Below are 24,477 nucleotides of genomic sequence, written 5' to 3' on the forward strand. Positions count from 1 at the left end.
TTCTGATTGGTTCATTTCCTCTGAGTATCAAGAGATAGATACTGTCCAATCTAAAAGATTCATTACATAAATTAATCGACACAAAAAGCCACCCCAAGGGCAGCTTTTTATCATTTAGGCTTCTGTTTGTGCTAATTTATTCCTAAGTACCATTTGTAAAATACCGCCGTGACGATAGTAGTCAATTTCAACTTCACCGTCAAAACGGGCAATGGCATTAAATGTAGTCACAGTACCGTCTTCAGCGGTTGCGGTGACTTTAACTGTTTGATTTGGTGTAACAGATTCATCAATTGCGACTGAGATGGCTTCACGTCCAGTTAAACCGAGCGTATCTGCATCTTCCCCGTCAGTAAATTGAAGTGGTAATACACCCATCATAACGAGGTTACTACGGTGGATGCGTTCGTAGCTTTTAGCAATGACCGTTTTAATACCTAACAGATTCGTTCCTTTAGCTGCCCAGTCACGAGAAGATCCCATCCCATAATCATTACCAGCTAAAATCGCTAAACCTGTGTCTTGTTCTTGATATTTCATCGCCGCGTCATAAATCGGCATGACTTTTTCTTTTGGCCAGTAGGTAGTGAATCCACCTTCTGTTCCAGGCGCTAACATATTTTTAATACGAATGTTTCCAAATGTCCCGCGCATCATTACTTCGTGATTACCACGGCGTGAACCATAAGAGTTAAACTGACGTGGTGTCACCCCGTTTTCTTGAAGATAACGACCAGCTGGCATATCTTTTGCGATCGCGCCCGCAGGTGAGATATGGTCCGTTGTGACTGAATCCCCAAACTTACCAATGACCCGTAAATCATTTAGCGGTTTAACCTCATCTGGGTCACGAGATAAGTCTTCAAAGAATGGTGGGTTTTGAATGTACGTTGAGTCATGATTCCACTCATATAAAGGCTCATCTGTTGTTTCGATCGCATTCCAACGTTCATTCGAATCAAAAATATTGGCATATTCTTTCTTGAATATTTCTGGCGTGACAACGCGATGCACTTCGTCACGAATTTCATCAAGTGATGGCCATAGATCATCAAAGTAAACCGGTTGATTATCCTGGTCATAACCCAATGGTTCTTTCATGAGATCAACATCGACCGTTCCTGCCAGCGCATAAGCAACGACAAGTGGTGGTGATGCTAAATAGTTCGCTTTAACGAGTGGGTGAATCCGTCCTTCGAAGTTACGGTTACCTGATAAGACAGACGCTACCGTTAAGTCATGTTCAACAATCGCTTCCTCAACGACATGTTCAAGTGGACCAGAGTTACCGATACATGTTGTACAACCATATCCAACTAAATTAAAGCCTAATTCCTCGAGATACGGCATCAAACCAGCATCTTCTAGGTAACGTGTCACGACTTTAGAACCAGGCGCGAGTGATGTTTTCACATACGGTGGAACCGTTAAGCCTTTTTTCACTGCGTTACGTGCAAGTAAGCCTGACCCTAACATAACATAAGGGTTTGATGTGTTCGTACACGACGTGATCGCCGCAATTGCAAGCGAGCCGGTTGTCATGTCACTTTTCTCACCGTTTTCATGTTTTACTTTAGCGACTTTATCAAATTCACTTTTATCTAGTCCAAATCCATGATTACCTGCTGGGCCTGTCACAGCTTGATGGAAAGATTTCTTCATATCTGATAATAAAATTAAATCTTGAGGACGTTTTGGTCCTGACAGACTTGGCTCTAAATCAGATAAGTTAATTTCAACAAGATCCGTGAATTCTGGGTCTGGTTGACTTGAATCATACCAAAGATCATTTGCTTTACAGTAGGCTTCTACAAGCGCAATGTGATCTTCTTCACGTCCAGTTAAGCGTAAATAGTTTAGTGATTCTTCATCAACCGGGAAGAAACCACATGTCGCCCCGTATTCAGGTGCCATATTTGAAATCGTTGCTCGGTCTGCTAGTGGCATTTCTTTTAGACCCGGCCCAAAGTATTCAACAAATTTACCAACAACCTGTTTCTCACGCAAGACTTGCGTCACTTTAAGCGCAAGATCTGTTGCAGTAATGCCGTTAGGCATTGAACCAGTAAATTTCACACCAATCACGTCAGGTGCTGGGAAATAAGATGGTTGGCCAAGCATACCTGCTTCAGCTTCGATCCCACCAACGCCCCATCCAAGGACACCTAATCCGTTTACCATGGTCGTATGTGAGTCCGTTCCAACTAATGTATCAGGAAAGGCATCAATCGTACCATCACTATTTTCTTGTTGATGTACAACATTGGCGATGTATTCTAAGTTTACTTGGTGTACAATACCTGTCGCAGGTGGAACAGCCCGGTAGTTATCAAAGGCTTTTTGGGCCCAGTTTAAGAATTGGTAACGTTCCATGTTGCGTTCAAATTCAAACTCCATATTGGTTAGGAGGGCACTATTTGTCCCAAAGGCATCGACTTGTACCGAGTGGTCAATGACTAAATCAACCGGTACTTCTGGATTGATTTGATCAGCTTTTCCACCCATATCAACCATTGCTTTACGCAACGACGCTAAGTCAACGACAGCTGGTACGCCGGTGAAATCTTGTAAAATAACGCGTGATGGCTTAAATGGGACATCTGTTTTTGCTTGTTTCCCCCAGTTAATCAAACCATCAATATGTTCATCGTTAATCACACGGCCGTCATATTGGCGTAATAATGACTCGAGCAAAACTCGAATAGAGAATGGTAAACGGCTGACATCCCCTTTACCTGCTTCTTCTAATGCTTTTAATTGATAATAGTTTACTGTTTTTCCGTTAAGTTCAAATGATTGTTTCGTATTAATCACTGAATTAATCCCTCCTATATCGTCCTATTTAGGGCAACTCATGTCTTTTATCGCAAGACAAGGCTATATACTTTACCATTGTAAAGTAAAATCGTAAATATGTAAAATATTTCGACAATATAATTTAGCTACAAACCCTAGCATACATAAGGAATATATAAATTTGTTCCGCTAGAAAGCGCAAAAAAGACATACTCAGCATTAACTGAATATGTCTTTAGACTTCTGATTCATTATTTACCTGGGTTTTGATTATTCATTGAGCGCATCATTTGATTAATTTTCTTCTGTGATGGCTTTTGACCCATTTGCATCATAAGTGTACGGAGCATTTGCTCATTAATTGGTGGATTTTTCTTTAAGTAATCCATCATATATTTTCTCGCGATGAAAAAGCCTAGTGCAGCACCAGCTAAGAGCGCGACAATCACAATGACGATGACCCAAATGATTCCAACTGTCATAATTTAACTTCCCCCTTCAAATCATTTCTTACTTAGTATATTAAATATTTCACTTAATTACAATAGCAACAATCAAACTCACGCGCATTCATTCGGGCAAATGCCATTCAGAAAGAAAGGAAGAACCCTTTAACTAGCTCTAGGGTTCTTCCTTGTGATCCTTTGATTGGGATTGTAACTTATACTAAATTACTTATTGAATACAGCTTCAAAACGTTTAACGACGTTTTCAACTGTAAAACCGTAATGTGCCATGATTTGGTTACCTTCACCAGAAGCACCGAAAGTATCGATACCTAAGATATCACCCTCATCACCTACATAGCGGTCCCATCCAAGTGGAGAGCCCATTTCAACAGCTAGACGTTTCTTCACATCTTTAGGTAAGACAGAGTCTTTGTATGCTTGATCTTGTTGTTCGAAACGATCCCAAGCTGGCATACTTACAACGCTAACGTCGATTCCTTTTGCTTTTAGTTCTTCTTGTGCACTGACAGCAAGTTGAACTTCAGAACCAGCAGCAACTAAGATACCGTCAGCGACGGCCTGTTCAGCCGCGCTTACGATATAGCCACCTTTTTTAACGCCTTCATAGTTTGTACCTTTAAGCGTTGGTAAGTTTTGACGTGTTAAGACAAGAAGGGATGGTGTATCCGTTGATTCCATCGCTAAGCGCCATGATGCAGCTACTTCGTTACCATCCGCTGGACGAAGTACTGAAATGCCGGGCATTGCACGGAAAGCGGCTAATTGTTCAACCGGTTCGTGTGTTGGACCATCTTCACCTACCGCAATTGAATCGTGTGTTAACACGTAAGTTACCGGTAATTTTTGAATTGCTGATAGACGAACAGCTGGGCGTAAGTAATCACTAAAGACGAAGAAAGTTCCGCCGTATACTTTTAAGCCGCCATGTAACGCCATACCGTTAAGGGCTGCTGCCATCGCAAATTCACGAACACCAAACCAAATGTTACGGCCGGCATAATTTGTTTTATCAAAGTCTTCTTCATCGTCCATACGTGTTTTATTTGAACCCGCAAGGTCAGCACTACCACCAAAGAGGCTTGGAACAGCTTTTGATAATGCGTTGACGAGTTTACCACTTGAGGCACGTGTTGCAAGCGTGTCTTCACCAGGTGTGAATGTTGGTAACTCATCTACCCATCCTTCTGGTAATTCATTGTTCATTGCTGTTTCGAACTCTGCAGCAAGTTCAGGGTATTTCGCTTTATAATCTTCGAATTGTTTATTCCATTCAGCTTCAGCTTCAGCCCCGCGTTTTGCTACTTTCGTTTCAAAGTCTTCATAAACACCATCGGGTACTTCAAATGGTGCATGATTCCAGTTATAGTTCTCGCGAACAAGTTTGATTTCATCATCGCCAAGTGGCGCACCATGAGCATCACTCTTACCTTGTTTATTTGGTGAACCGTAACCGATTACCGTTTTAATTTCAATCATTGTTGGTTGAGTCGTATTTGCTTGTGCTTCTTTAATAGCTGCTTTAATCGCTTCAACATCTGTACCATCATCCACGCGAATGACTTGCCAGTTGTATGATTCAAAGCGTTTTTCAACAGATTCAGAGAATGACTTGTCTAAGTCACCATCTAATGAAATATCATTTGAATCGTAAAGTACGATTAATTTACCTAAACCTAAGTGTCCCGCAAGTGACGCAGCTTCATGTGAGATGCCTTCCATAAGGTCACCATCACCAACAAGTGCATAGCTATAGTGATCGACAATATTGAAATCGTCACGGTTATATTTTGCTGCAAGGTGTGCTTCTGCCATCGCCATACCGACAGTCATCGCGACCCCTTGTCCTAAAGGACCTGTTGTTGCTTCAACACCATCTGTATCTGTTACTTCAGGGTGTCCAGGTGTATGTGATCCTAATTGACGGAAGTTCTTAAGGTCGTCAATTCCAAGGTTAAATCCTGATAAGTGTAATAGTGAGTATAGTAACATTGAACCGTGGCCAGCTGATAATACAAACCGGTCGCGATCGAACCATTTAGAATGCTTTGGATTTTGATTCATGAACTCTGTCCATAATGTATACGCCATTGGCGCTGCTCCCATTGGTAAACCTGGGTGTCCTGAGTTCGCCTTTTGGATTGCATCGATTGATAGTGTACGAATGGCATTAATTGATGTTTGTTGTACTTGATTTGTCATACTTCTTAAACCCCTTTCTGGATTCATACATACGTTAATATGTACGTACAATTTATATCCTATAATGAAAACGCTATTTACACAAGACATAATTGTACATTTCAATGAATTAACTTATTTTTTTGACTGTAAGTCCTTGATTTTTTGTGGGGTGACATCATCGCCATTTGGATCAACGATGGTCATCCCCTTAAATTGATTTTTAAAGGACTTCCTTACGTTCTTTAAATACTCTTCTCGTAGGACTTGTTGTTCTTCTTTTTCTTCGTTTGATAAGCCCTCCGCTTTAGCCTTTTTAGCTAAAGTATTAATTCGCGCTAACTTTTCTTGTGACAGCATATTTTAAATCTCCTTAATTTGATGATTTTCACTATGTCTATCATAACGAATCTTCATTGCTTTCTGCAAGTAAGAGGTATTCTTGATAGCGGCGATGGACGGTGGCTTTAGATACATTATACCCTAAACCACGCAAGGTGAGGGCAATATCTTTAAATGTTAGGCCATTATTTCGTAATCTCATGACTTCTTCAACCGGAAAGCTGATTTTATCACGGCCCTTTGATTGGTCAATCTTCGTTAAGTTATTCTCTGGACGATATCCATTTTTCACCGCTTTTTTCATACCACGTTTAATTTTTAAGTTGTGAATTTTCCGTTGATATTCTTCAACAATCCCGACAATCTCTAACACCATGCGATCAGACTCAGATAGTTGAAATTCTCCCGTTTGTGATTGAGTGAAGATTTTTACACCGGATTTTTTTAACTGATGAAAAATCGCGATTTTCGTTTCTCCGCGCCCTAATCGAGTTTCATCTTGAACGAGTATAGCATCGATGTCGCCTTCTTGACATTGATCAAACAATGACAATAGACCATCACGCTCAATTGTATACCCACTTACTTTCTCCTCGATGATGTCAACCACCTTCATCTGTTTATGTTCAGCTAACGCTACTAACTCCTGTTTTTGACGCAGGAGTGAGGAGGCTTGCTCATCCTTTGTTGTACTAACTCGACAGTAAATAATAACCCGCATTTTTACACCTTCCTTTCATGGAAACATACTTTCTATTTAAGTGTAGCCAAATGATTTGTTCGGTGTCAATGTTTTTCGAACAAACGTTTGATTTAGATAACTTTATTATGGTATACTTAACTAAAATTAATTGGAGGGATAATGAATGGATACCCTATCAAAACGCCAAGAAGCAATCCTTAATTATATTAAACATTATCAAGCAACGAAAAACTATCCACCGTCTGTACGAGAAATTGGTGAAGCTGTCGGTTTATCATCAACATCAACAACCCATGGTCATCTTGCTCGAATGGAGAAAAAAGGCTATATTCGTCGTGACCCGACTAAACCACGGACGATTGAAGTCGTTGACGGAACAGAAATGAATCCGAAAATGCGTAGTGAAGTCGCTTATGCCCCTCATATCGGGAAAGTAACGGCAGGACTTCCCATCACCGCCATTGAAAATATTGATGAATTTATTCCAATTCCATCATACTTAACAAACACAGAAACGAATACATTCGCCTTAACAATTGAAGGTGACAGTATGATCGAAGCAGGTATTCATAATCGAGATGTGGTTATTGTAAGACAACAAAATACCGCTAACAATGGTGATATTATCGTTGCTCTTACAGATGACGGCGAAGCGACTGTCAAACGGTTCTTTAAAGAAAAAGACCATATTCGCTTACAACCAGAAAACTCAAATATGGACCCTCTTCTTTATAAAAACATTACTGTATTAGGTAAATTGGTCGGTTTATACCGTCACATTAGATAAAAAGCAGGATCACTGGTATTTACCATTGATCCTGCTTTTTACTTTTATATATTTTCTTTATGACGAATGATTAATTTACTTTAAACGCATCGTAGCCTAACAACTGTAACTTTGCTTTTGTATCTCCGGTTTCATTAACCATCACACGATAAAACGGGGCACCCTTCACACTTATTGATTTAATCCGTACTTGAAAATCTGCCGCTATTAATTCTCGTCCCCTTTTTTGTGCAAGTGCTTCACTTTGAAATGAACCACACACAAAGCTTCCCTTATTTACATCTTTGTTTTTTATACTTAAGATTGCCAAAACATGTGCTTTTACAATCCGATCAATCATAGAAGGTTTCATTAAATTCTCATAATCTGAGGGATGATCAATGAATAGTGATTCTGTTAATACTGCAGCCATCGACGTCTGTCTTAATACATAAAAGTCACCTCGTTTTAATCCCCGATTGGTTACCTGTAACGTTTCAATCATCGTTCGATGAAACAATTGATGAAGCTCTACAGTATCTTTTCCTGTCTTAAGATACCTAAAACTTTCAAAACCGCTCCCTCCCCCGGCATTGATATGAATCGAAACATATAAATCAGCTTTAAAACCTTCCGCAAGTTTAACTCTTTTACTTAATGAACAGGTCTCATCCGTGTGGCGTGATAATTTAATAATGACCTCTTTTTGGCTTGCTAACTGGTCACGTATTCTAAGTGCAATTGCTAAGGTGAGATTTTTTTCTTTTAATGCTTTAAAACAAGCACCGGGGTCATCTCCCCCGTGCCCAGGATCTAAAAAGACTCGCATAGTTGTTTCACCCTTTCATTTTGATTAATTATAATGGTATACTGTCTCTGGAATACAAATTCAGGAGGAATTTCAATGAAAAAGCTTAGCTTACTCTTTATGTCCATCGTCATAATCACCCTTATTACTGGATGTAATGATACAACAAATGAATCAAAAGAACAGACTTCAGATGATGAATCAACATTTGAAGAAGAACAAACGAACTTTTATGATAATTACCCAGAAGTGACTGAGAATCCTATTGTCACTATGACACTTTCAACAGATGAGACAATACAACTAGAACTGTTTCCAGGTAAAGCGCCAAATACCGTTGCTAATTTTATTTCGCTTACAGAAAGTGGTTTCTATGATGGGTTAATTTTTCACCGTATTATTGAAGGCTTTATGATTCAAGGTGGCGATCCACTTGGTAATGGACTAGGTGGACCTGACTACTCTATCCCGGGTGAATTCGAGTCAAATGACTTTGATAATGACTTACTACATGAGCCTGGCGTAATCTCAATGGCACGTTCACAGTCACCTGACTCAGCAGGGTCACAGTTTTTTATCATCCATAAAAAATCAACGCATTTAGATGGTGAATACGCTGGCTTCGGTAAAGTCATTGAAGGAATGGACGTTGTCAATAGACTTGCGACAGTTGAAACTGATCAGAATGACGTTCCAGTTGAAGAACAACAAATTAAAAAAATCACAGTGGCTACTAAAGGTGTCGACTACCCGGACCCGTTAAAAAAATAGGCGCTACAATATAATCGTCTATCATTAAAAAAATCGGCAAAAAGCCCTTCTTCATTATCGAAGAAGGGCTTTTCGTTACTGAACACGGTTATTGACTAATCATAATGCAGTAAGTTTTACTGAGTTGAGTATTTTTTTCTCTCATTGATGATAAAAATAATATAACCAATCAATGTGACAACTAAGAAAAGAATCCAAGTCAACAGTGACAGTTGAAAAATCAAGTAAAAGGTTGAAACAACTGCTAACATTGGCACAAGTGGCACAAGCGGTACATAAAAGCTGCCGTCTGTTGGCTTTCCCTCACGCTTTCGGATAACAATCACACCAATCGCAAGCATCATCATCACGATGAGTGTAACTAAATTTGTGATTTCAGCCAACTGTTGAAGTGGGATCAAACCAGTAAATATACTAGTAATAATACCTGCGGTCCAAGTTGCATTGGTTGGAACACCGGTTTTTTTGTTCACTTGATTCATATAACTCGGTAATAGTTCACCTTTACTCATCGCATATAACAACCGAGCAAGACCATAAAGCATCGTAATAAGAACCGTTAATAAAGTAAGAATCGCACCGACAGAGACGATGCTTGCGAGCACGTTTTGATCAATATAGCGAAGGGCGAAGGCGACAGGGTCTTTAACGTTTAGTTCAGTAAATGGTACGATCCCTGTAAGGACAAGTGTAACTAGAATATATAATAACGCTGAAATCCCAATCGCAAAAAAGATACCGAGAGGTAGGCTTTTTTGTGGATTCTTTACTTCTTCAGCGGCCATGGAAATGGAATCAAACCCTAAAAATGCGAAAAATAACAACGCCGCGCCACTCACAACACCAGAGAAGCCAAATGGCATGATTGGTTGCCAATTGCTCGGTTCTACAAAAAAGATACCTACAATAATAAATAAGGCAATAATGCCAAACTTAATAAAAAACATAAAGTTATTAAGGCGCAATGCTTTTTTAGCCTCAAATGATACCAGCCATGTCACGAATAATGTCATCGATACAGCAATTAAATCGATATAGGTGCCTTGTTCAGGATTAAAAGAAGCTTGAAACATTACCGGTAAACCAATACCTAAGCCGTTTAAAAACCCATTCACATAGCCTGACCAACCCGATGCCACCGAGGCACTAGCGAGTAAGTATTCCCAAATCGCGTACCAACCCGCCACCCAAGCCAAACGCTTACCAGCAATTCGAAGCATGTAAGCATACGGTCCACCAACAACCGGGTAGCGACTAGCGAGTTCGGCATAACAAAGTCCCATAAGAAAAATGATAAACCCTGCGATAATAAATGAAAAAATCAAGCCAGGTCCGGCATACGTTGCTGCGGCCGCACCTGTTACGACAAAGATCCCTGTACCGATAACGGCACCTAGACCTAATAATACTAAATCAAGTGTTCCTAAATTCTTTTTCAGTGGAATTGATTCCATACTCATCCTGTCACTTCCCTTTTCTTGTCTATATCTATATTATCTGATCACATAGTGATTCATCTTAATATCGTCATTCAACACAAACTATTTAACTTTTTATGTCGACTGAACAATAAAGTAGCGGTTGTGACTTCAAATCCTCAAATAAGCATATTAAAGAGGTATAATCTTGTTCTAAATGTTTTTGTAATAGTGCATCGTGTTTAATGATGACTCGGAGTTCTTTTTGAGTTGTCAACACATCCCAGAGCGCATCTAAATTCTTACCGTAATATGGTACATCAAAAGTTTCTTTGACAACACAGTGTACATCTTCAATAGATAAAAGTTGCTTACCATCTAAGATTAACATGGTCATTTAGCCTCACCCATGTCTATCTCCCGAAAGGATTCGTAATGGTTATCTGTATAATAGATTGTCCCCTCATTTGAATATACGAGACGTTTTTCGTTACGATAGTCCCCGGTATAATCGATATCTGCTTCATAATACGTTGCGTTAGGCAATCGACCTTCTCGGTTATAAAACGGATCCCCGCCAATGCTCATACCTGGAGCGACGTCATGTAAATTTCCTTCATCTGGCTCCCAGCCTAAGTCATAGGCCTCGTCTTTTGTTAAGTAATTAGACGGTAATGCTTGATAATGAGTAATATACGCACTTACCTCATCAACGGTAGTATAATGGCCTGTTTCTTCTATGTTACTATGGTCGACTGTCTGGTCATTAGGTTCTAGAAAGAGATCTAAAATATCTTCACCTGAAAAGATTGCCACACCTAGTGTTACAAATAATACGAGTATAAAACGACTGAGTTTGTTCATAAAGTCATCCTCCTATGTATGCTATAATCCGTACCATTATATACAATCACGCCGTGACTGCCAATAGGTTTTAAGTATTTTTCTTATGATACCCTTTTCATTTCAACGATTATCTAGCGTCTATGTGACTTTTTAGTTTTTGACAGAAAAAAAGACCTCGCAAATGCTGGTCTTTGTCAAATGCGCTGGTCTCATCTTTTGATCGTTCAACCTTCTTGATTTATTTGTTTAATAATCCGTGCTGGATTTCCGCCGATAACGACGTTATCGGGAAAACTCTTTGTGACAACGGCACCAGATGCGACAACCACACCATTGCCTAACGTGACACCAGGATTAATAATCGCACCCCCGCCAATCCAAACATTATCACCAATCGTGATTGGTTTTGCTAATTCTTTTCCCGAATTCCGTGAGAGGTGTTCAATTGGATGTGTCGCAGTGTAGATTTGAACATTCGGTGCGAGCATACAGTTATCCCCCATCCGTACTTCAGCTACATCTAAAATTACACTATCAAAATTCGCATAAAAATTTTCACCGACATATGTGTTATAGCCATAGTCAAACCGGATATTCGGTTCCATATAAATATTCTCACCTGATTCTCCAAGTAAAGCTTTCAGTAACTCCTTGCGTATTTCTGGTTCTTCTTCTGTTGTCGTATTATAACGCCTAACCTTTTTTCTAGCGCTAAGGCGGTCATTTACTAATGTATCATCACTTGGGTCATACATGTCTCCCGCCAACATCTTTTCTTTTTCAGTCATCATTTCTTTCCTCTTTTCTGTCATATATAATTATCATACTTATCTTTAAGATTAGTTTAACATAATATTGGCACCCTACGTTGTTTCCAAAAAGTGATTATAGAATGTTATTATTTTTTCTGACTTAAGTGAGTGCTTTGGATAGATGAAGTACAGGGGGCGTTCAATTGAGACGTCCGAAAGCAAGACATAATCAAGGGTTTGATCTGTCACTTCTTTTAGAGCAACATTTTTATACATAAAAGAAACTGCATCAGTCTGTTTAATCAGTGATTTTAACAACATAAAACTTCCAATCTCGTATATCTTTTTAAATGACAGTAGAGAATCGTTCTGCTCTTTTAGATATTGTTCAAAAATATTCCGAGTACCTGAACCTTGTTCCCTTAAAATTAATGGATAAGCGTACAAGTCTTTTAGTTGTCTCGTCTGACTTAATAGGGGATGTCCTTGTCTTACGACCGCTCTAAACTGCGCACGGGTGAAAGCTTCATAATTAAACATATCTTTATCAAAAATGCCTTCTATAAATGCGCCGTCAAGTTCATCATCAAGTAGTTTTTGTAACATCACTTGGGTATTGTTAACCGTCACTGATACATCCTCATACCCTTTTGTGACATATTGATTTAGGTAGTGTGTTAAATAGTAATCAGCAATTGATAATGTTGCGCCAATTCTAATTGGCTGTGAGACGCGATTTAATTTATTAACTAAGTGGGCTTCGTTTGCGCGCTGTACTTGCACATAATTATATATAATCTCCCCTTGTTTTGTGAGATTAATCGCTTTGCCTTTCACTTCAATAAGTGAAAGGCCATAGTGGGCTTCTAATTTTTTAATGTGTTGACTAACTGCTGGTTGCGTTAAATTTAATGCTTCAGCTGCTTTGGTGTAATTTTTATATTCAACCACCTTTATAAAGGTCAGGAGTTTTTGGTCCAGCATTTTCATCGTCCTTTCTATAGATCAAAACAAGCATTGCGGCAACACGTGATGGTTCGATTATCAATAGTATAACATAAATTTATCTTTAATAATAAATCATCATTTTATATTATGTAAATGTTATATTATGCTTAGGTTATCTTAAATTGAAAGGTATGAGTTCAATGAAAAAAATATTACCCGGTCTAATTCTCTCGATATTGATTGCAGCGATGGCAACTTTAATTGAAGGTTTAATACCTATTCACATTATCGGACGCGCTGTGATGGCTTTATTTATCGGGATCGCCTTACACCCACTCCTCTATAAACATCCGCTATTTTTAACTGGTTTAACCTTTACATCAAAAAAACTGTTGAAGTTAGCGATTATCTTAATGGGTAGTTCACTCAGCATGTCCGTCATTTTTAACGTAGGTAAACTATCACTTAATGTGATGGTCTTTACTTTAATCACGTGCTTCTTAGGTGGTTATCTGATCGGTAAGCTATTCGGAATTGATTGGCGCTTGAGTTCATTGATCTCGGCGGGTACTGGTATTTGCGGGGGATCAGCGATTGCAGCTTTGTCCCCTGTTATTAAAGCACGCGATGCTGATGTGAGCTATGCAATGTCAACAACATTTCTGTTTGATATGTTGATGATTCTCTTATTTCCAATGATAGGACAGTGGCTCGGACTGTCTGACATCGCTTATGGTCTATGGACGGGGACAGCTGTTAATGATACCTCAAGTGTGGTGGCTGCTGGTTATGCGTTCACTGAACAAGCTGGTAACTTTGCGACAACTGTTAAATTAACGAGAACGTTGGCCATTATACCGACGATCCTTGTGTTTTCAATGATTCAGCATCGACTTGAACCGGCTGATAGCCGTCCGGCGTTTAAACTCACGCGGATCTTTCCTTGGTTTATTTTAGGTTTTGTTGCGATGGCGCTATTTAATACCGTCGGTCTTATTCCAGTCTCGCTTAAAGTATCTTTAACAACGATGAGTAAATTCCTTATGGTCATGGCGCTTGGAGCGATTGGCTTAAAAACTTCGTTAACAGATATAAAACAATCGGGCGTAAGACCTTTTATGCTAGGTTTTATTATTTCTGCTTTAGTGGTGATTGTCGCTTTTATCGTTGAAATAATGATGGGATTAATTACTTTTTAACTGTCTTATTTTGTGGTATTATTAAGTAGTGGTTAAAATACTGTTGAAGAGGTGATAAATATGGATATTAAAGGAATCATTGATGACGTGGTAAGTAAGGTGCGTTCAGATGAAAATTTCAAAGAAAAGTTTTTTGATGATCCAACCACAACTATAGAAGAAACATTCAATATAAATTTACCAAACGAACACATTGACCCGATTGTCGAAGGGGTAAAGGCAAAGTTAAATTTAGAAAAAGTCGATGATATGTTAGATAATGCTAAAAAGTTCTTTTAATTAAAAGTAATAAGATACCTTCAAATATAAAAAGAAAAAAGCCGTCATCACATATTCATGTGGACGGCTTTTTTCGCACGTGTATATATGCATATCGTTATGAGACTCGTGACACATCAAGTGCTTGTTGAATGTCTTCAAGTATATCTTCGATATCTTCAAGGCCAACAGATAAGCGAATGAGACCAGGTGTGATGCCTGCTTCTTTTAGTTGGTCATCTGTTAATTGTCGATGTGTTTCAGAAGCTGGGTGTAAAACGCAAGTACGAATATCAGCGACGTGGACGACATTACTCGCGAGTTTTAGCGCATCCATGAACTTGATTGCCCGTTCTTTTCCCCCAGCAATATCAAAAGATATAACCCCACTCGCCCCTTTTGGTGTATATTTTTTCATTCGCTCATGGTATCGATCGGTCGGAAGACCGGGATAGAAAATGGCTTGAACATCTGATGTATCATTTAAGAAAGTTGCAACTTCTAAAGCATTCTGACAATGCTTTTCAATTCGAACCGCTAATGTTTCAAGACCTAAATTCAATAAAAAGGCTGTATGTGCCGCTGGATAAGCCCCGATATCACGCATTAACTGGACCCGGGCTTTTGTTATATAGGCTGCGTCCTTAAAATCTTTCGTATAGACAACCCCGTGATAAGAGGCATCTGGTTCGGTGAATTCCGGGAACTTGCCATTAGACCAATCAAACTGACCACTATCGACAATCACACCGCCGACTTGAACAGCGTGGCCGTCCATATATTTGGTCGTTGAATGGATGACGATATCAGCACCAAATTCAATCGGACGACAAAGAATCGGTGTGGCGAATGTGTTATCAATAATTAGTGGTAGCTTGTTATTGTGTGCAAGTGCAGCAAATTTTTCTATATCTAAGATGGTCATCGCTGGATTGGCAATCGTTTCACCAAAGATAGCTTTGGTATTTGGTTTCACGTGCTGCTGCAATTCATCTAGAGACGTTTCAGGGGCGACAAATGTACAATCAATACCGAAGCGCTTAAATGTCACCGCAAATAAGTTAACTGTTCCTCCGTATATCGTCGAGGCACTAATGAAATGATCCCCCGCTTTTAAGATGGTGAGTAAACTTATCATTGATGCGGCCTGACCAGATGAGGTACAAAGCGCCCCAACACCACCCTCCATCGAGGCGATTTTTTCTTCAACTGCTTGTACCGTTGGATTAGAAATTCGCGAATACATATGTCCTTCCTTTGTTAAATCAAATAATTGACCGATGTCTTCAGTAGAATCATATGTGTAGGTCGTACTTTGATAGATCGGTAAGGCTCTTGGTTCACCATTTTTCGGATGATACCCTTCGTGTAAAACTTTTGTATTCATTCTCATCATTATTGCCTCCAGTATATGTCGTGTTATAAGCTCTTATTATTTACTATATCATAAATATTCTGACAATTAAACATTATGAAAGCTTATAACTTATATCTGGATCAAATAGGATGCTATATTTTTGTACTTGGCAAATTCACCGGTGCAAAACATCGATTCAACTTTTGGATTCGATGCTTTATGTCTCAACGATTTGACTGTTGTCACGCGGTTTTGATTAATTATTAATTTCATTTTGCCGTATACTATTCTCTCTTATATTTTATCGAACACGGGCGCCCTTTAAGGTGTCCTTACAGCCCCCCCTCCCGCAACATTCGTGATAATGTAAGGTAAGGTAGTTCAATAAAATTGAATAATATCTTGCCAGACAAGGAGTTGAGTGATCAAGTACAGGAATGGAATCGAAAAGAGCGTTCTAAAGAGGAACACTTTGACAATATCGATAAAATTTAATCCGATTTTTGTCTTAACTAAAATCATACCCGTTTCAGATAAGAAAACAAGTTGAGTAAAAGCTAGGACACCAATAAAGAAACGACTTGCTTCAGACGTTGCGCTTGTGATAAACAGAGCCGGTAAATACATATCAGCAAAACCGGCAAGGCTAGCAGGTGCCATCATTTCAGCTGTAGATGGAGCGTATCCTAACCATTCATAGAGATAAGTGAACGGCAAACTAATCACTGAAAAGAATGGAGTGTACTCCGCAATAATTAACGATAGTGTTCCTACTGTCATGATAATAGGTAAAAATCCAACATAAATATTTATAACGTTTAATAGAGCTTCTTTTAGCACTTGGAATAATCTCACTTGATCTGCCTGCTTGATTGCTAAGTTATAACTATGCTTAAGTAAAGAGATATCATTTGGTACCGCCATTGATTTTGGTGTTGTGCCGGGGTAATACGTCTCTGTAAATTTCTTTAACGGCATCCGTGACGTAATAAATGCTAATAGAATCGTTATGACGACAATCGACCCATAAAAAATAGGAAAGATGTGCCCAAATCGCAGTTCTTCAGCGACGGCAGCCGCAAAGGCAATTCCAACAATTGAAAAGCTCGTCGCAATAATATAAGCTTCTCTTCGGTTATAGTAACCACGTTGATATTGTTGGTCCGTGACGACAATCCCAATCGTTCCATCACCAACAAATGAGGCAATCGCATCAATCGTTGAATAACCTGGAACTTTAAATAGTTTCACTACCACCGGACCGAGTAAGGTCCCAATAAATTCAACGACACCAAAATGCGTTAATAACGGTAAAGCAAGAATACCAACTAAAAACGTTATGTATAACGTCGTTAATAACCCCTCATCTCCCACCATCACCCCACCTGTATTTGGGTCAATGAAGACATCCGCTATAATGTTACCCTTTAACCATTGATGCACTACCATAAGGTAAAGCAATGACCCCAACACCCTTAATAGAACGTTTAATGGGGAAGTTTTAAACACATCATTCAAGGTGTTACTTTTTGAGGTATATACCGTAAAAATCAGTGTCATAACGAGGACAATCCAGGACATGATAATGGTTAAGGTGATAAAACTGTCCAACATATATGTCGTCACCCCATTAACGATGTGTGAAATCATAATTTTACTTTCACCATTAAAAGTGACGGGCATTAAGAAAAATAAAAACCCCATCACCGATAAACCAATAAATTTTAAATGTTTCATCTTTACGCCTCCAATGTTTTCAAACGAAACATAGAATACCATACGAAACAAGGTAAAACAAGATGTTTTTGAATAAAATCACAAGATGATGTATAAATATGCCCTTTTTTAAAAAAGTTTATATTTTCTAAAAAATTAGACGATATTGATCGATAAGTTTTTTTCTAACTAAAAAAAGCACGCAAGTTTTATTTGCGTGCTTCCAATTATTATTCTGACGGCAGGACGTGTTTGACACGACCGACAACCCCTGATGTGAGTCGGACTTTGATACCGTGCGGATGATTGTTGCTGTTGGTTAAAATATCTTTTACGATACCTTCTGTTAATTTGTTCGTCCGTTGATCCTGTTTTTGAACGACACTAACTTTAATCCCTGGCTTAATGTTACTTCGACTATTTCCATTCATGTTTTCACCTACTTCTGGACCCAGTAAGCTGAGCCGTCTTTTTCTCGGGCCATAAACCCGTATTCAATTAAATATCGTCGAATTGTGGCAATATCATCATAAATCATTGCTAATTGATGATTTAACTCAATTTCTGTGTATCTCTGTCCTTGATTTAAATATTGTGCTATTTGAGCTAAAATTACAATCTTTTTCTTTTCCTTCTTTGGAAAATGTTTTAGTTTCAATGGATCGAGTGATAGAAACGCTGTTTGAAGTGTTTGGTCACGTTCTTTTTCTGTGATGTGGTAGCGTTCATCGACCATTGTCGCATATTTATGAACCGGTACGATTGTCTCTTCATCCGTCGTTTGAGCTGATAAGAGCGCGTGTTCATATACTGCTAAAAAATGTTTGGCTTGTTTGGCTTTTTCACGTAAACTAAAACGCTGATGTCTAACAGTGGACGGCGTAACGCTTAAAGCATTAGCTATCCGTTTATCGGACGCACCTTCATACATGTGCATAAGCACCGCTTGTTGCTTGTCAGTTAATTTATTATAATTTGCCTGTTCGTTCAGTAACGCACTGAAATAATCTGGATGCATACTTTCAACATGTTTCTTGACTGCGCGTTCAGCCATAAAAAATTGTTGACCCACTTGGTAAACTTCTTGTTTATCAAATATTTGTTCACACGATAAGCAGATAAAAGATTGAGATGCATGGTCTTCTTTGTAACCTTTGACTAATGCATCGACTGAAAGATGTTCAATTTCCAACGTGTCCACTTCCTTTCATGGACTCATTATAACATGAAAATAACATAATGCAAACAAAGGTGAATAGTGTTTGTTTTTTCACTAAACAAAAAACACAATTGTTTGCGTTAACTATTATCTTTATTTTCTTTCATCATTTCTTCGATTGCTTGTCTTTCCTTTTGATAAGCATCTTCTACTTCGGCCGTGGCTGGAATAAAGGGCTCTTTATTTGAATCTGTCCGTTTACCATGTTTGATCATATCAAGAATAAGTCGGCCATTATTAGGTTTTCCATTAATGGTACGCATCGGTAAAACATCAAACATGACGTAGTAAAACGCATAAAATACAAACCGATTCCAGAATGTTTCATACGTATCAATGATCTGATTGGCAATCAATGCATTGATCATTAAGCCAAAGATTACATTTACTAAGATAGGGGAGCTATATAAAAACACATACGCCCACTTTTTCTGATTAGCTAATTCATCATAAGAATACCAACTATAAAGCTGATAGTGACGTCTAAGATCAAACATTCTCCATTTAAATATACGCTTACCTGAACCCAAAGTGATTCGGGCATTTTTAGCCCCAACGACTCTACCTGCGAGGACATACCCTAATTCTCTTAGAATAACAACGGTTGGTAATATGAAAAAAGCTGATAAAACAAGGCCAATGAGTTCCTTTAAGCCAAACATAAAATGACCTCCTTAAAGAGCAGATCTTTGTGTATTACAACTTCTTTTATTTATTATCCTTTATCAGGATCAGTTAAACCATCATCTTTTGCCTCATCCAATTTAACTCCAAAAAGCACACACCAAGCGTATAGTCAGCGATGAAGTAAAAGGCATCATTTACTTAATATGAATACTTATACTATAAATAATACACGACTCACGTGTGGTTAATCAATCTTACAAATGACATTAATATGGTAAGCCTCACTTCAAAAATATAAGAATCTAATTATCTCTCTTTAAAAGGTACTGGGTTTTTAGCAAAAGCGATAATAGCAATTGCTTGATACACATTTAACTCAATAGATTCACTGGCACATTATCACAATTGTTTTATTAAACAGTCGAAAAAGTCCTAGGAAATAACAATAAAAGATCATTTACTAGGGCTTTTAAATTACAATTCATGTCCATCTCTATTTGTTAACAACAAGAGTTACTTATGTGCATTAATGTAAGTAACATCTATGAGATCAAACATTACCGCAATCATCCTCATCAAAAAGCAAATGATTAATCATTTAATGGTCTTTTAAATATAGCTAACACCCTTCTTGCCGACCCTAAATCTTGCGTAACTGTGGTGCTTGTGACGAGTTCCCAACCGAGTTGGCCTAACTCATTTAATTTGGATTCAAAATCATCAATGTCGACTAATCCTCCCAAAGCACCGTGTGTTTTCATTTGTATCGTTTTATATTCCCAAGTCGTCATTTACTTAGCCTCCAGCTATAAAATAAGTCATTTTTAAAACAAGTTTGAATAATAGTTTTAATATTAATCTGACAAAACCCTTAAAAACAACATCTGCATTACTTCCAATCTTTTGATTAGTATCTAGTAATGAGATAGAAATTTTGTTGAGACAAGTATATTTGTCTATAATGAGTTATTTGATTTTGCGAAATAAATAATTTTCTGCTGTTAGTTTATACTTCGGTCCTTTCATCTTCTCTCTAACTTTTACTAAATCAACATTTTCACTTCTTGGTAATACAAAATATTCATCCAGTTTGGTGTCGATGATTCTATTACTCTTACCGATGGCGCCAATGAATTCAAAATCATCATCAAATCTAGATAAAGTGGCATCTCCATGACTATCATTGCATAATAAAATCCCACCTGTATGTAAATAATTCTTCGTTGCTTGCCCAACAAAACCTGCATATTGAGAAATAATCAAATCAACAGGATCAACATCTAATTCTTCCATATAATCTTGACCCATAAAAACTATGTCACAAGTCTTTTCATATGCTTTATTTTTAGCGATATATTTTTTTATCATTTCCATGTTCTTAAAGAAATTAATCGCCCCTTTAAAGTTATCAATATAAATCACCTTCGGTATAACCAAAGATGGCGTAATGTCAATATGGCTCCCTGGATATAGAGCACTTGCTATGCCATACCTCTTAGCAACTATTCTATAGATTTCTGTTCTTTTGCCTGTCTTGTCTCGATACTCATGATATTCCTCAATGGTACTTTTTCCTTTCATTGCACTACACCTCTCAATCCTTTTTAATTCTTATAAAATCGTTCTTTCGCTTAATTAAATACTTTTTCTGCGCCATACAAATTAATCTGCAAAGTTAATTTTATAAATCTTAAAAGCTATTATTACCATGCTCTTGTATATTTCAACTACTTTTATCGCATTAAGGCGAGAAGACACCTTCCTCAAGTGCGTCAGCACTAGGTGGGGGTAGTTCAATACTGGTTAACTGATCTTTAATCCTTATCACTTTATCCACCATCAAAAATTAAATAAACCCTTGAAATCACTGAAAAACAGCATTCCAAGGGTGCTACATCTATTTTCTAGTCAGCAACGCAACAGTCTCAACGTGTGTGGAATATAATTAATGTCGTATCATATTATATCATATCATAGTTAAAACAACGTTATTCCAAGTTGATAATATCACTATCGATTAAAATAAGAGCAACTGAGGCGCTTTATCCACTTGGTAGAGTGATTGTTCATAAAAATTAATAAAACACTATACAGGCTCAAAAAGACACTACTTCATGGTAGTGTCTCTCTTTTTTTATTTATCAACAAGTTTTTCAATGTTACTATTTAATCGACTGAGTTGTCTAATAATCATCCAGTTTTGCTCTGTTAATGTCGATAAATATGCTACTTTAGCGTGTTCTTCAGCTTTGGAATATCTTAAAGACATCCCAGCTCTAAGTAATCCATTTTCCGCTAAATTACTTGCTATCTTTTTAATGATAATCATATCTTTTTCATCAAATTCTTCTAGTTGATATTTCTTCATGAATTCAGCCATTTGAATATCTGCTTTAGTCATTTTAGGTTCTGTCTCTTTTCCACTAAACAAAGCCATGTGTCTACACTCCCTTTTTTTCATCAGTCATTTACTATATTCGACAGAAGATTTACGTATTCCTGCGTAATAAGAAAAATTCACTAAGACGAATATATCTTATTCAGCAGGAAAATTCCACTTGAATACAGAATATTACATTATAAGACAAATTTAGAGGAGGAGAATTATGAGCGATGAGAAAAGTCTGAAAGAGAAAGAAATGGAAATACTAGAAAGAATGGAAAGAGTTATATTACTTTTGAGATTCGAAGATGATATTATATCCAATCATAAGCATAATCCTTCTGGAATAAGAACGGCTCAGTTTTTTAAAGAAATATGGGAGAAAGAATTAAAGGAATTAAGAGAAACTTTAATTAAAATACGAGATCAAATGTAAAAAGCCCCTCACGCTTAGTGAAGGGCTTTAACTCTATACTCTCTTATTAACTTCGTTTCTCACTTTAGCGTACTCTGATGCGCTAATTCCGAGCGATTTCCGACGATTTTCATGGCCGTTGCCATGTTTGCCGTCAATAACTTCTTGAGCCATTTGAGCTACTGTCTTTTTTGGTTTAGGTTTTGTCAACAACATATTAACTCTCGATTGAACTTGATCAGCGCTATAACCAGCCTTATTTAAACGATTAAATCGATCACTACCATTTCCCCATTTACCATCAATAACTTCTTCCGCAATCTCGTCTAATGTTTTTAATGCAGGTTTGCTAGCAAAAACTTTCGTTTTAAGTTTCTGTCCGGGCTTAATCAAATTAGGTGTCTTAATGTTGTTTAACGTTATTAACTCGTCCGCATTCGTGTTTAGCTCTCTCGCAATCGAATATAACGTATCTCCTGCTTTTACAGTGTAGTCAACTGTAACTTGCGTATTTTTTAAAGGTTGTTTTACTTCTGACATTCTAAAATTCTTGCCAGGGCACGCTGTCGCTTGTAATTCATTGTGACCAACAACCTCAAGTTTTTTACCTGCCCATTCATTAACATAGTCAATAACTTGCTGACCTGCTAGGACTTGCGCATCTGTCATTTTATCTTTGGTGAAATCACCTTGGAAACCAACACCTACAGTCGTGCTATTGTGATTTAATACGTGCGCACCTTGATTAAAACCCCTACCTAAAAACACATTACCTTGCTTGTCAATCCAGAAGTTATAGCCGATACCAGACCAACCACGTGTGTTTTTGTGGAAGTTGTGGACATCTTCTAATCCCCATGTACTGTGCGCCATGTGATGCACAACAATCTTACTCACTCTATTTTTATTTAATGGCACTAAGCTACCAAATGATAATTTGCGATCGATAATATTCATTTTTACTCGTCTCCCTTTTTTAGTTAAATTAAAAAGATGCTGCACTAAGCAACATCTTTAGTCATACCCTCACGCTTATTCATGATTTCAAACAATCCTGTTCCTGCAAGTCCTGCAAATCCGCCTGCCCATAATCTGATTACTAACTCAAAGTCAGTAAACGGATAAGCAATAGCACCGACGATTAAACCGACAATCACACTAATTAGTGGCATATAGTTTTTAGGTAAATTGATTGTTTTCTTGACTAATTCCACCACTGCTGTGACAATCGGCAATAATACAGTTGCAAATAATAATACTTGTTCCATCATTTTCCCACTCCTTAAGGTAAATTTGTAATCAATTGAAAAAGAGCATAGAAGACTGTTATTAACAATCCGCCTGCTCCAGTAATGTTTAGGATGACTTTCCAAAAGTTTGATAGCTTCATTTTATTTGTTGCTAAGTGATGATCAATAAGCGTATTCAAAAGCTCCTTTTGTTCGTTTCCTGTTTTTTCTACTGCGGTTTTTACATCTTTCATCTCGTGTGACATACTTGCAAATGTATTTTCTAGCGTTGTAATTCTACGCTCATGGTCCTGCCAGATTGGCATTTCTTCCACATCCTCTTTTTGTGACATAGTAACCCCCTTGAACTCAGACGTTTTTATTTATGGTATAGGAAAAGCACCTCGTAATGAGATGCTTTTTTTAAAACAATTTTCTCCTCGAGCACTTAATCCCTGCTTGGAAGTTGAACTTCAACAATGTATGAGCCATTATAATCACCTGACATCTGAACCTTATCTTCTTTTTCAAAGTACTTAAATTCAACTAATTTTTTTGGTGAATAATAGTCCCGGTAATTGACAGGAAGAATATTATCAAATGGCCAAGTAATAGTTAATCGGCTATAATTAGGTTCAATTGTCCCTGTAACTTGACAGTAATCATTAAAAACTATTTCACCGTTTTTTGTTCCTTTAACATGAACCTTTCTATTCAAGAATTGCTGTTGGTTAGGATATTCCATTAGAACTTCTTGTAGTGTCTTAGTCATATTAATCCTCCGTTTTCATTTTATAATTTATATATCGGTATAAAAGAAGTAATATGAAATACGTCTACTCAGCTCTACCACCATCCATTATCTTCGTAGCCACTTCCTGTCTTACGATTTCAATCAAAGCACTTGGCGCTTCATTGCCCATATATTGTTCTGCTGTCAGTGGAATGTAACCATTCACATTAATTGTTCGCTCATCATTTTGACCGTTGAAATGCACTTGCACAGAATCAATTTGACCATCGACATAACGCATGCTGACGTTCGTAATCTGGATATTCATTATTCGTCACCTCCCTCAAACTGCTCACAAATATAATCATAGACAACAGCTTCTTGACCACTAAAGGTTTTATCGCACTCATCAAGCACTCTTTTAATTGTTTTCAACATCTCTTGATGGTCACCACCATCAATCACGAATGATTCATTTAAAAGTTCTTCGTAATCATCATGAAACGCCTGCTGATCAACGATAACGTACTTCTCGTTTTCAAC

Annotated in this window: 30 protein-coding genes; 5 read left to right on the forward strand and 25 right to left on the reverse strand. The window is 37.8% G+C overall.

Annotated features, from left to right (window positions below; all coding sequences use genetic code 11):
* Positions 1-114: 114 nt before the first annotated feature.
* The 5 genes from acnA to BM098_RS04975 form a co-directional block, all read right to left on the reverse strand.
* Positions 115-2,814, reverse strand: a complete 2,700-nt coding sequence (gene acnA, locus BM098_RS04955; RefSeq protein WP_307725233.1) for an aconitate hydratase AcnA — start codon at positions 2,812-2,814, stop codon at positions 115-117.
* Positions 2,815-3,047: 233 nt separating this feature from the next.
* Positions 3,048-3,278, reverse strand: coding sequence for a YneF family protein (locus BM098_RS04960; protein WP_089831036.1), 231 nt, complete (start codon positions 3,276-3,278; stop codon positions 3,048-3,050).
* A 189-nt stretch (positions 3,279-3,467) separates the two neighbouring features.
* Positions 3,468-5,465 (reverse strand): transketolase, encoded by a 1,998-nt coding sequence (gene tkt / locus BM098_RS04965; protein WP_089831038.1) that lies wholly within the window; start codon positions 5,463-5,465, stop codon positions 3,468-3,470.
* 114 nt (positions 5,466-5,579) lie between these two features.
* The gene (locus BM098_RS04970) at positions 5,580-5,804 is read right to left on the reverse strand and encodes a DUF896 domain-containing protein (RefSeq protein WP_089831040.1); all 225 of its coding nucleotides are present in this window, start codon (positions 5,802-5,804) and stop codon (positions 5,580-5,582) included.
* 40 nt (positions 5,805-5,844) lie between these two features.
* Positions 5,845-6,507, reverse strand: coding sequence for a YneB family resolvase-like protein (locus BM098_RS04975; RefSeq protein ID WP_089831043.1), 663 nt, complete (start codon positions 6,505-6,507; stop codon positions 5,845-5,847).
* A gap of 145 nt (positions 6,508-6,652) precedes the next feature.
* Between BM098_RS04975 and lexA the strand changes: the two genes are divergently transcribed.
* The gene (lexA, locus tag BM098_RS04980; protein ID WP_089831045.1) at positions 6,653-7,276 is read left to right on the forward strand and encodes a transcriptional repressor LexA; all 624 of its coding nucleotides are present in this window, start codon (positions 6,653-6,655) and stop codon (positions 7,274-7,276) included.
* Between the two features lie 70 nt (positions 7,277-7,346).
* Here the strand turns inward: lexA and BM098_RS04985 are convergent, their stop codons facing one another.
* The gene (locus BM098_RS04985; RefSeq protein WP_089831047.1) at positions 7,347-8,084 is read right to left on the reverse strand and encodes an N-acetylmuramoyl-L-alanine amidase; all 738 of its coding nucleotides are present in this window, start codon (positions 8,082-8,084) and stop codon (positions 7,347-7,349) included.
* A gap of 75 nt (positions 8,085-8,159) precedes the next feature.
* Here BM098_RS04985 and BM098_RS04990 point away from each other — a divergent pair, with 75 nt between their 5' ends.
* On the forward strand, positions 8,160-8,834 hold the full coding sequence (locus tag BM098_RS04990; protein WP_089831049.1) for a peptidylprolyl isomerase: 675 nt from the start codon (positions 8,160-8,162) through the stop codon (positions 8,832-8,834).
* Positions 8,835-8,950: 116 nt separating this feature from the next.
* Here BM098_RS04990 and BM098_RS04995 read toward each other — a convergent pair whose 3' ends face one another.
* The 5 genes from BM098_RS04995 to BM098_RS05015 form a co-directional block, all read right to left on the reverse strand.
* Positions 8,951-10,294: an APC family permease gene (locus BM098_RS04995; RefSeq protein WP_089831051.1), complete on the reverse strand. Its 1,344-nt coding sequence runs from the start codon at positions 10,292-10,294 to the stop codon at positions 8,951-8,953.
* An 85-nt stretch (positions 10,295-10,379) separates the two neighbouring features.
* A complete protein-coding gene (locus BM098_RS05000) occupies positions 10,380-10,649 on the reverse strand; it encodes a barstar family protein (RefSeq protein WP_089831053.1) in 270 nt (89 codons plus the stop codon).
* Positions 10,646-11,116, reverse strand: a complete 471-nt coding sequence (locus BM098_RS05005; protein ID WP_089831055.1) for a ribonuclease domain-containing protein — start codon at positions 11,114-11,116, stop codon at positions 10,646-10,648. Before BM098_RS05005 ends, BM098_RS05000 begins: the two co-directional genes overlap by 4 nt.
* Positions 11,117-11,322: 206 nt before the next feature.
* Positions 11,323-11,889, reverse strand: coding sequence for a maltose acetyltransferase domain-containing protein (locus BM098_RS05010; RefSeq protein WP_089831057.1), 567 nt, complete (start codon positions 11,887-11,889; stop codon positions 11,323-11,325).
* Positions 11,890-11,961: 72 nt separating this feature from the next.
* Positions 11,962-12,834, reverse strand: coding sequence for a LysR family transcriptional regulator (locus tag BM098_RS05015; RefSeq protein WP_159430112.1), 873 nt, complete (start codon positions 12,832-12,834; stop codon positions 11,962-11,964).
* 164 nt (positions 12,835-12,998) lie between these two features.
* On the opposite strand from BM098_RS05015, the gene BM098_RS05020 reads away from it, so the two are divergent.
* Both BM098_RS05020 and BM098_RS05025 read left to right on the forward strand, forming a co-directional pair.
* The gene (locus tag BM098_RS05020; RefSeq protein WP_089831061.1) at positions 12,999-13,997 is read left to right on the forward strand and encodes a YeiH family protein; all 999 of its coding nucleotides are present in this window, start codon (positions 12,999-13,001) and stop codon (positions 13,995-13,997) included.
* Between the two features lie 60 nt (positions 13,998-14,057).
* The gene (locus BM098_RS05025) at positions 14,058-14,276 is read left to right on the forward strand and encodes a hypothetical protein (protein ID WP_089831063.1); all 219 of its coding nucleotides are present in this window, start codon (positions 14,058-14,060) and stop codon (positions 14,274-14,276) included.
* A gap of 97 nt (positions 14,277-14,373) precedes the next feature.
* On the opposite strand, the gene BM098_RS05030 is transcribed toward BM098_RS05025, so the two are convergent.
* From BM098_RS05030 to BM098_RS05065, 8 genes are all read right to left on the reverse strand, one after another.
* Positions 14,374-15,648, reverse strand: a complete 1,275-nt coding sequence (locus tag BM098_RS05030) for an O-acetylhomoserine aminocarboxypropyltransferase/cysteine synthase family protein (protein ID WP_089831065.1) — start codon at positions 15,646-15,648, stop codon at positions 14,374-14,376.
* Between the two features lie 345 nt (positions 15,649-15,993).
* Positions 15,994-17,349: a YjiH family protein gene (locus tag BM098_RS05035; RefSeq protein WP_089831067.1), complete on the reverse strand. Its 1,356-nt coding sequence runs from the start codon at positions 17,347-17,349 to the stop codon at positions 15,994-15,996.
* A 209-nt stretch (positions 17,350-17,558) separates the two neighbouring features.
* The gene (locus BM098_RS05040; RefSeq protein WP_089831069.1) at positions 17,559-17,759 is read right to left on the reverse strand and encodes a YwbE family protein; all 201 of its coding nucleotides are present in this window, start codon (positions 17,757-17,759) and stop codon (positions 17,559-17,561) included.
* Positions 17,760-17,767: 8 nt separating this feature from the next.
* Entirely contained in the window at positions 17,768-18,520 is a 753-nt protein-coding gene (locus BM098_RS05045) for a DUF2087 domain-containing protein (RefSeq protein ID WP_089831071.1), read from the reverse strand.
* Between the two features lie 107 nt (positions 18,521-18,627).
* Positions 18,628-19,209, reverse strand: a complete 582-nt coding sequence (locus tag BM098_RS05050) for a hypothetical protein (protein ID WP_089831073.1) — start codon at positions 19,207-19,209, stop codon at positions 18,628-18,630.
* Positions 19,210-19,764: 555 nt separating this feature from the next.
* Positions 19,765-19,965, reverse strand: coding sequence for a DUF4177 domain-containing protein (locus tag BM098_RS05055; protein WP_089831075.1), 201 nt, complete (start codon positions 19,963-19,965; stop codon positions 19,765-19,767).
* Between the two features lie 175 nt (positions 19,966-20,140).
* Complete coding sequence (locus BM098_RS05060; RefSeq protein WP_089831077.1) at positions 20,141-20,755, reverse strand: hypothetical protein; 615 nt, start codon at positions 20,753-20,755, stop codon at positions 20,141-20,143.
* A gap of 553 nt (positions 20,756-21,308) precedes the next feature.
* Positions 21,309-21,611 (reverse strand): hypothetical protein, encoded by a 303-nt coding sequence (locus BM098_RS05065; protein WP_062323675.1) that lies wholly within the window; start codon positions 21,609-21,611, stop codon positions 21,309-21,311.
* 169 nt (positions 21,612-21,780) lie between these two features.
* On the opposite strand from BM098_RS05065, the gene BM098_RS05070 reads away from it, so the two are divergent.
* The gene (locus tag BM098_RS05070; protein ID WP_089831079.1) at positions 21,781-21,993 is read left to right on the forward strand and encodes a hypothetical protein; all 213 of its coding nucleotides are present in this window, start codon (positions 21,781-21,783) and stop codon (positions 21,991-21,993) included.
* A 33-nt stretch (positions 21,994-22,026) separates the two neighbouring features.
* Here BM098_RS05070 and BM098_RS05075 read toward each other — a convergent pair whose 3' ends face one another.
* From BM098_RS05075 to BM098_RS05100, 6 genes are all read right to left on the reverse strand, one after another.
* Positions 22,027-22,929: a LysM peptidoglycan-binding domain-containing protein gene (locus tag BM098_RS05075; protein WP_089831081.1), complete on the reverse strand. Its 903-nt coding sequence runs from the start codon at positions 22,927-22,929 to the stop codon at positions 22,027-22,029.
* A gap of 44 nt (positions 22,930-22,973) precedes the next feature.
* The gene (locus BM098_RS05080) at positions 22,974-23,240 is read right to left on the reverse strand and encodes a holin (RefSeq protein WP_089831083.1); all 267 of its coding nucleotides are present in this window, start codon (positions 23,238-23,240) and stop codon (positions 22,974-22,976) included.
* 14 nt (positions 23,241-23,254) lie between these two features.
* A complete protein-coding gene (locus BM098_RS05085; protein WP_089831085.1) occupies positions 23,255-23,554 on the reverse strand; it encodes a hypothetical protein in 300 nt (99 codons plus the stop codon).
* 95 nt (positions 23,555-23,649) lie between these two features.
* Complete coding sequence (locus BM098_RS05090) at positions 23,650-23,973, reverse strand: hypothetical protein (protein WP_089831087.1); 324 nt, start codon at positions 23,971-23,973, stop codon at positions 23,650-23,652.
* Positions 23,974-24,037: 64 nt separating this feature from the next.
* Entirely contained in the window at positions 24,038-24,262 is a 225-nt protein-coding gene (locus BM098_RS05095) for a hypothetical protein (RefSeq protein WP_089831088.1), read from the reverse strand.
* Positions 24,262-24,477, reverse strand: a 216-nt coding sequence (locus BM098_RS05100; protein ID WP_143423375.1) for a DUF1617 family protein, incomplete at its 5' end; no start/stop codon positions are given. The genes BM098_RS05095 and BM098_RS05100, both read right to left, overlap by 1 nt.

Origin of the sequence: Halolactibacillus halophilus, from assembly GCF_900115605.1 — a bacterium.
GTDB classification, from domain to species: domain Bacteria; phylum Bacillota; class Bacilli; order Bacillales; family Amphibacillaceae; genus Halolactibacillus; species Halolactibacillus halophilus.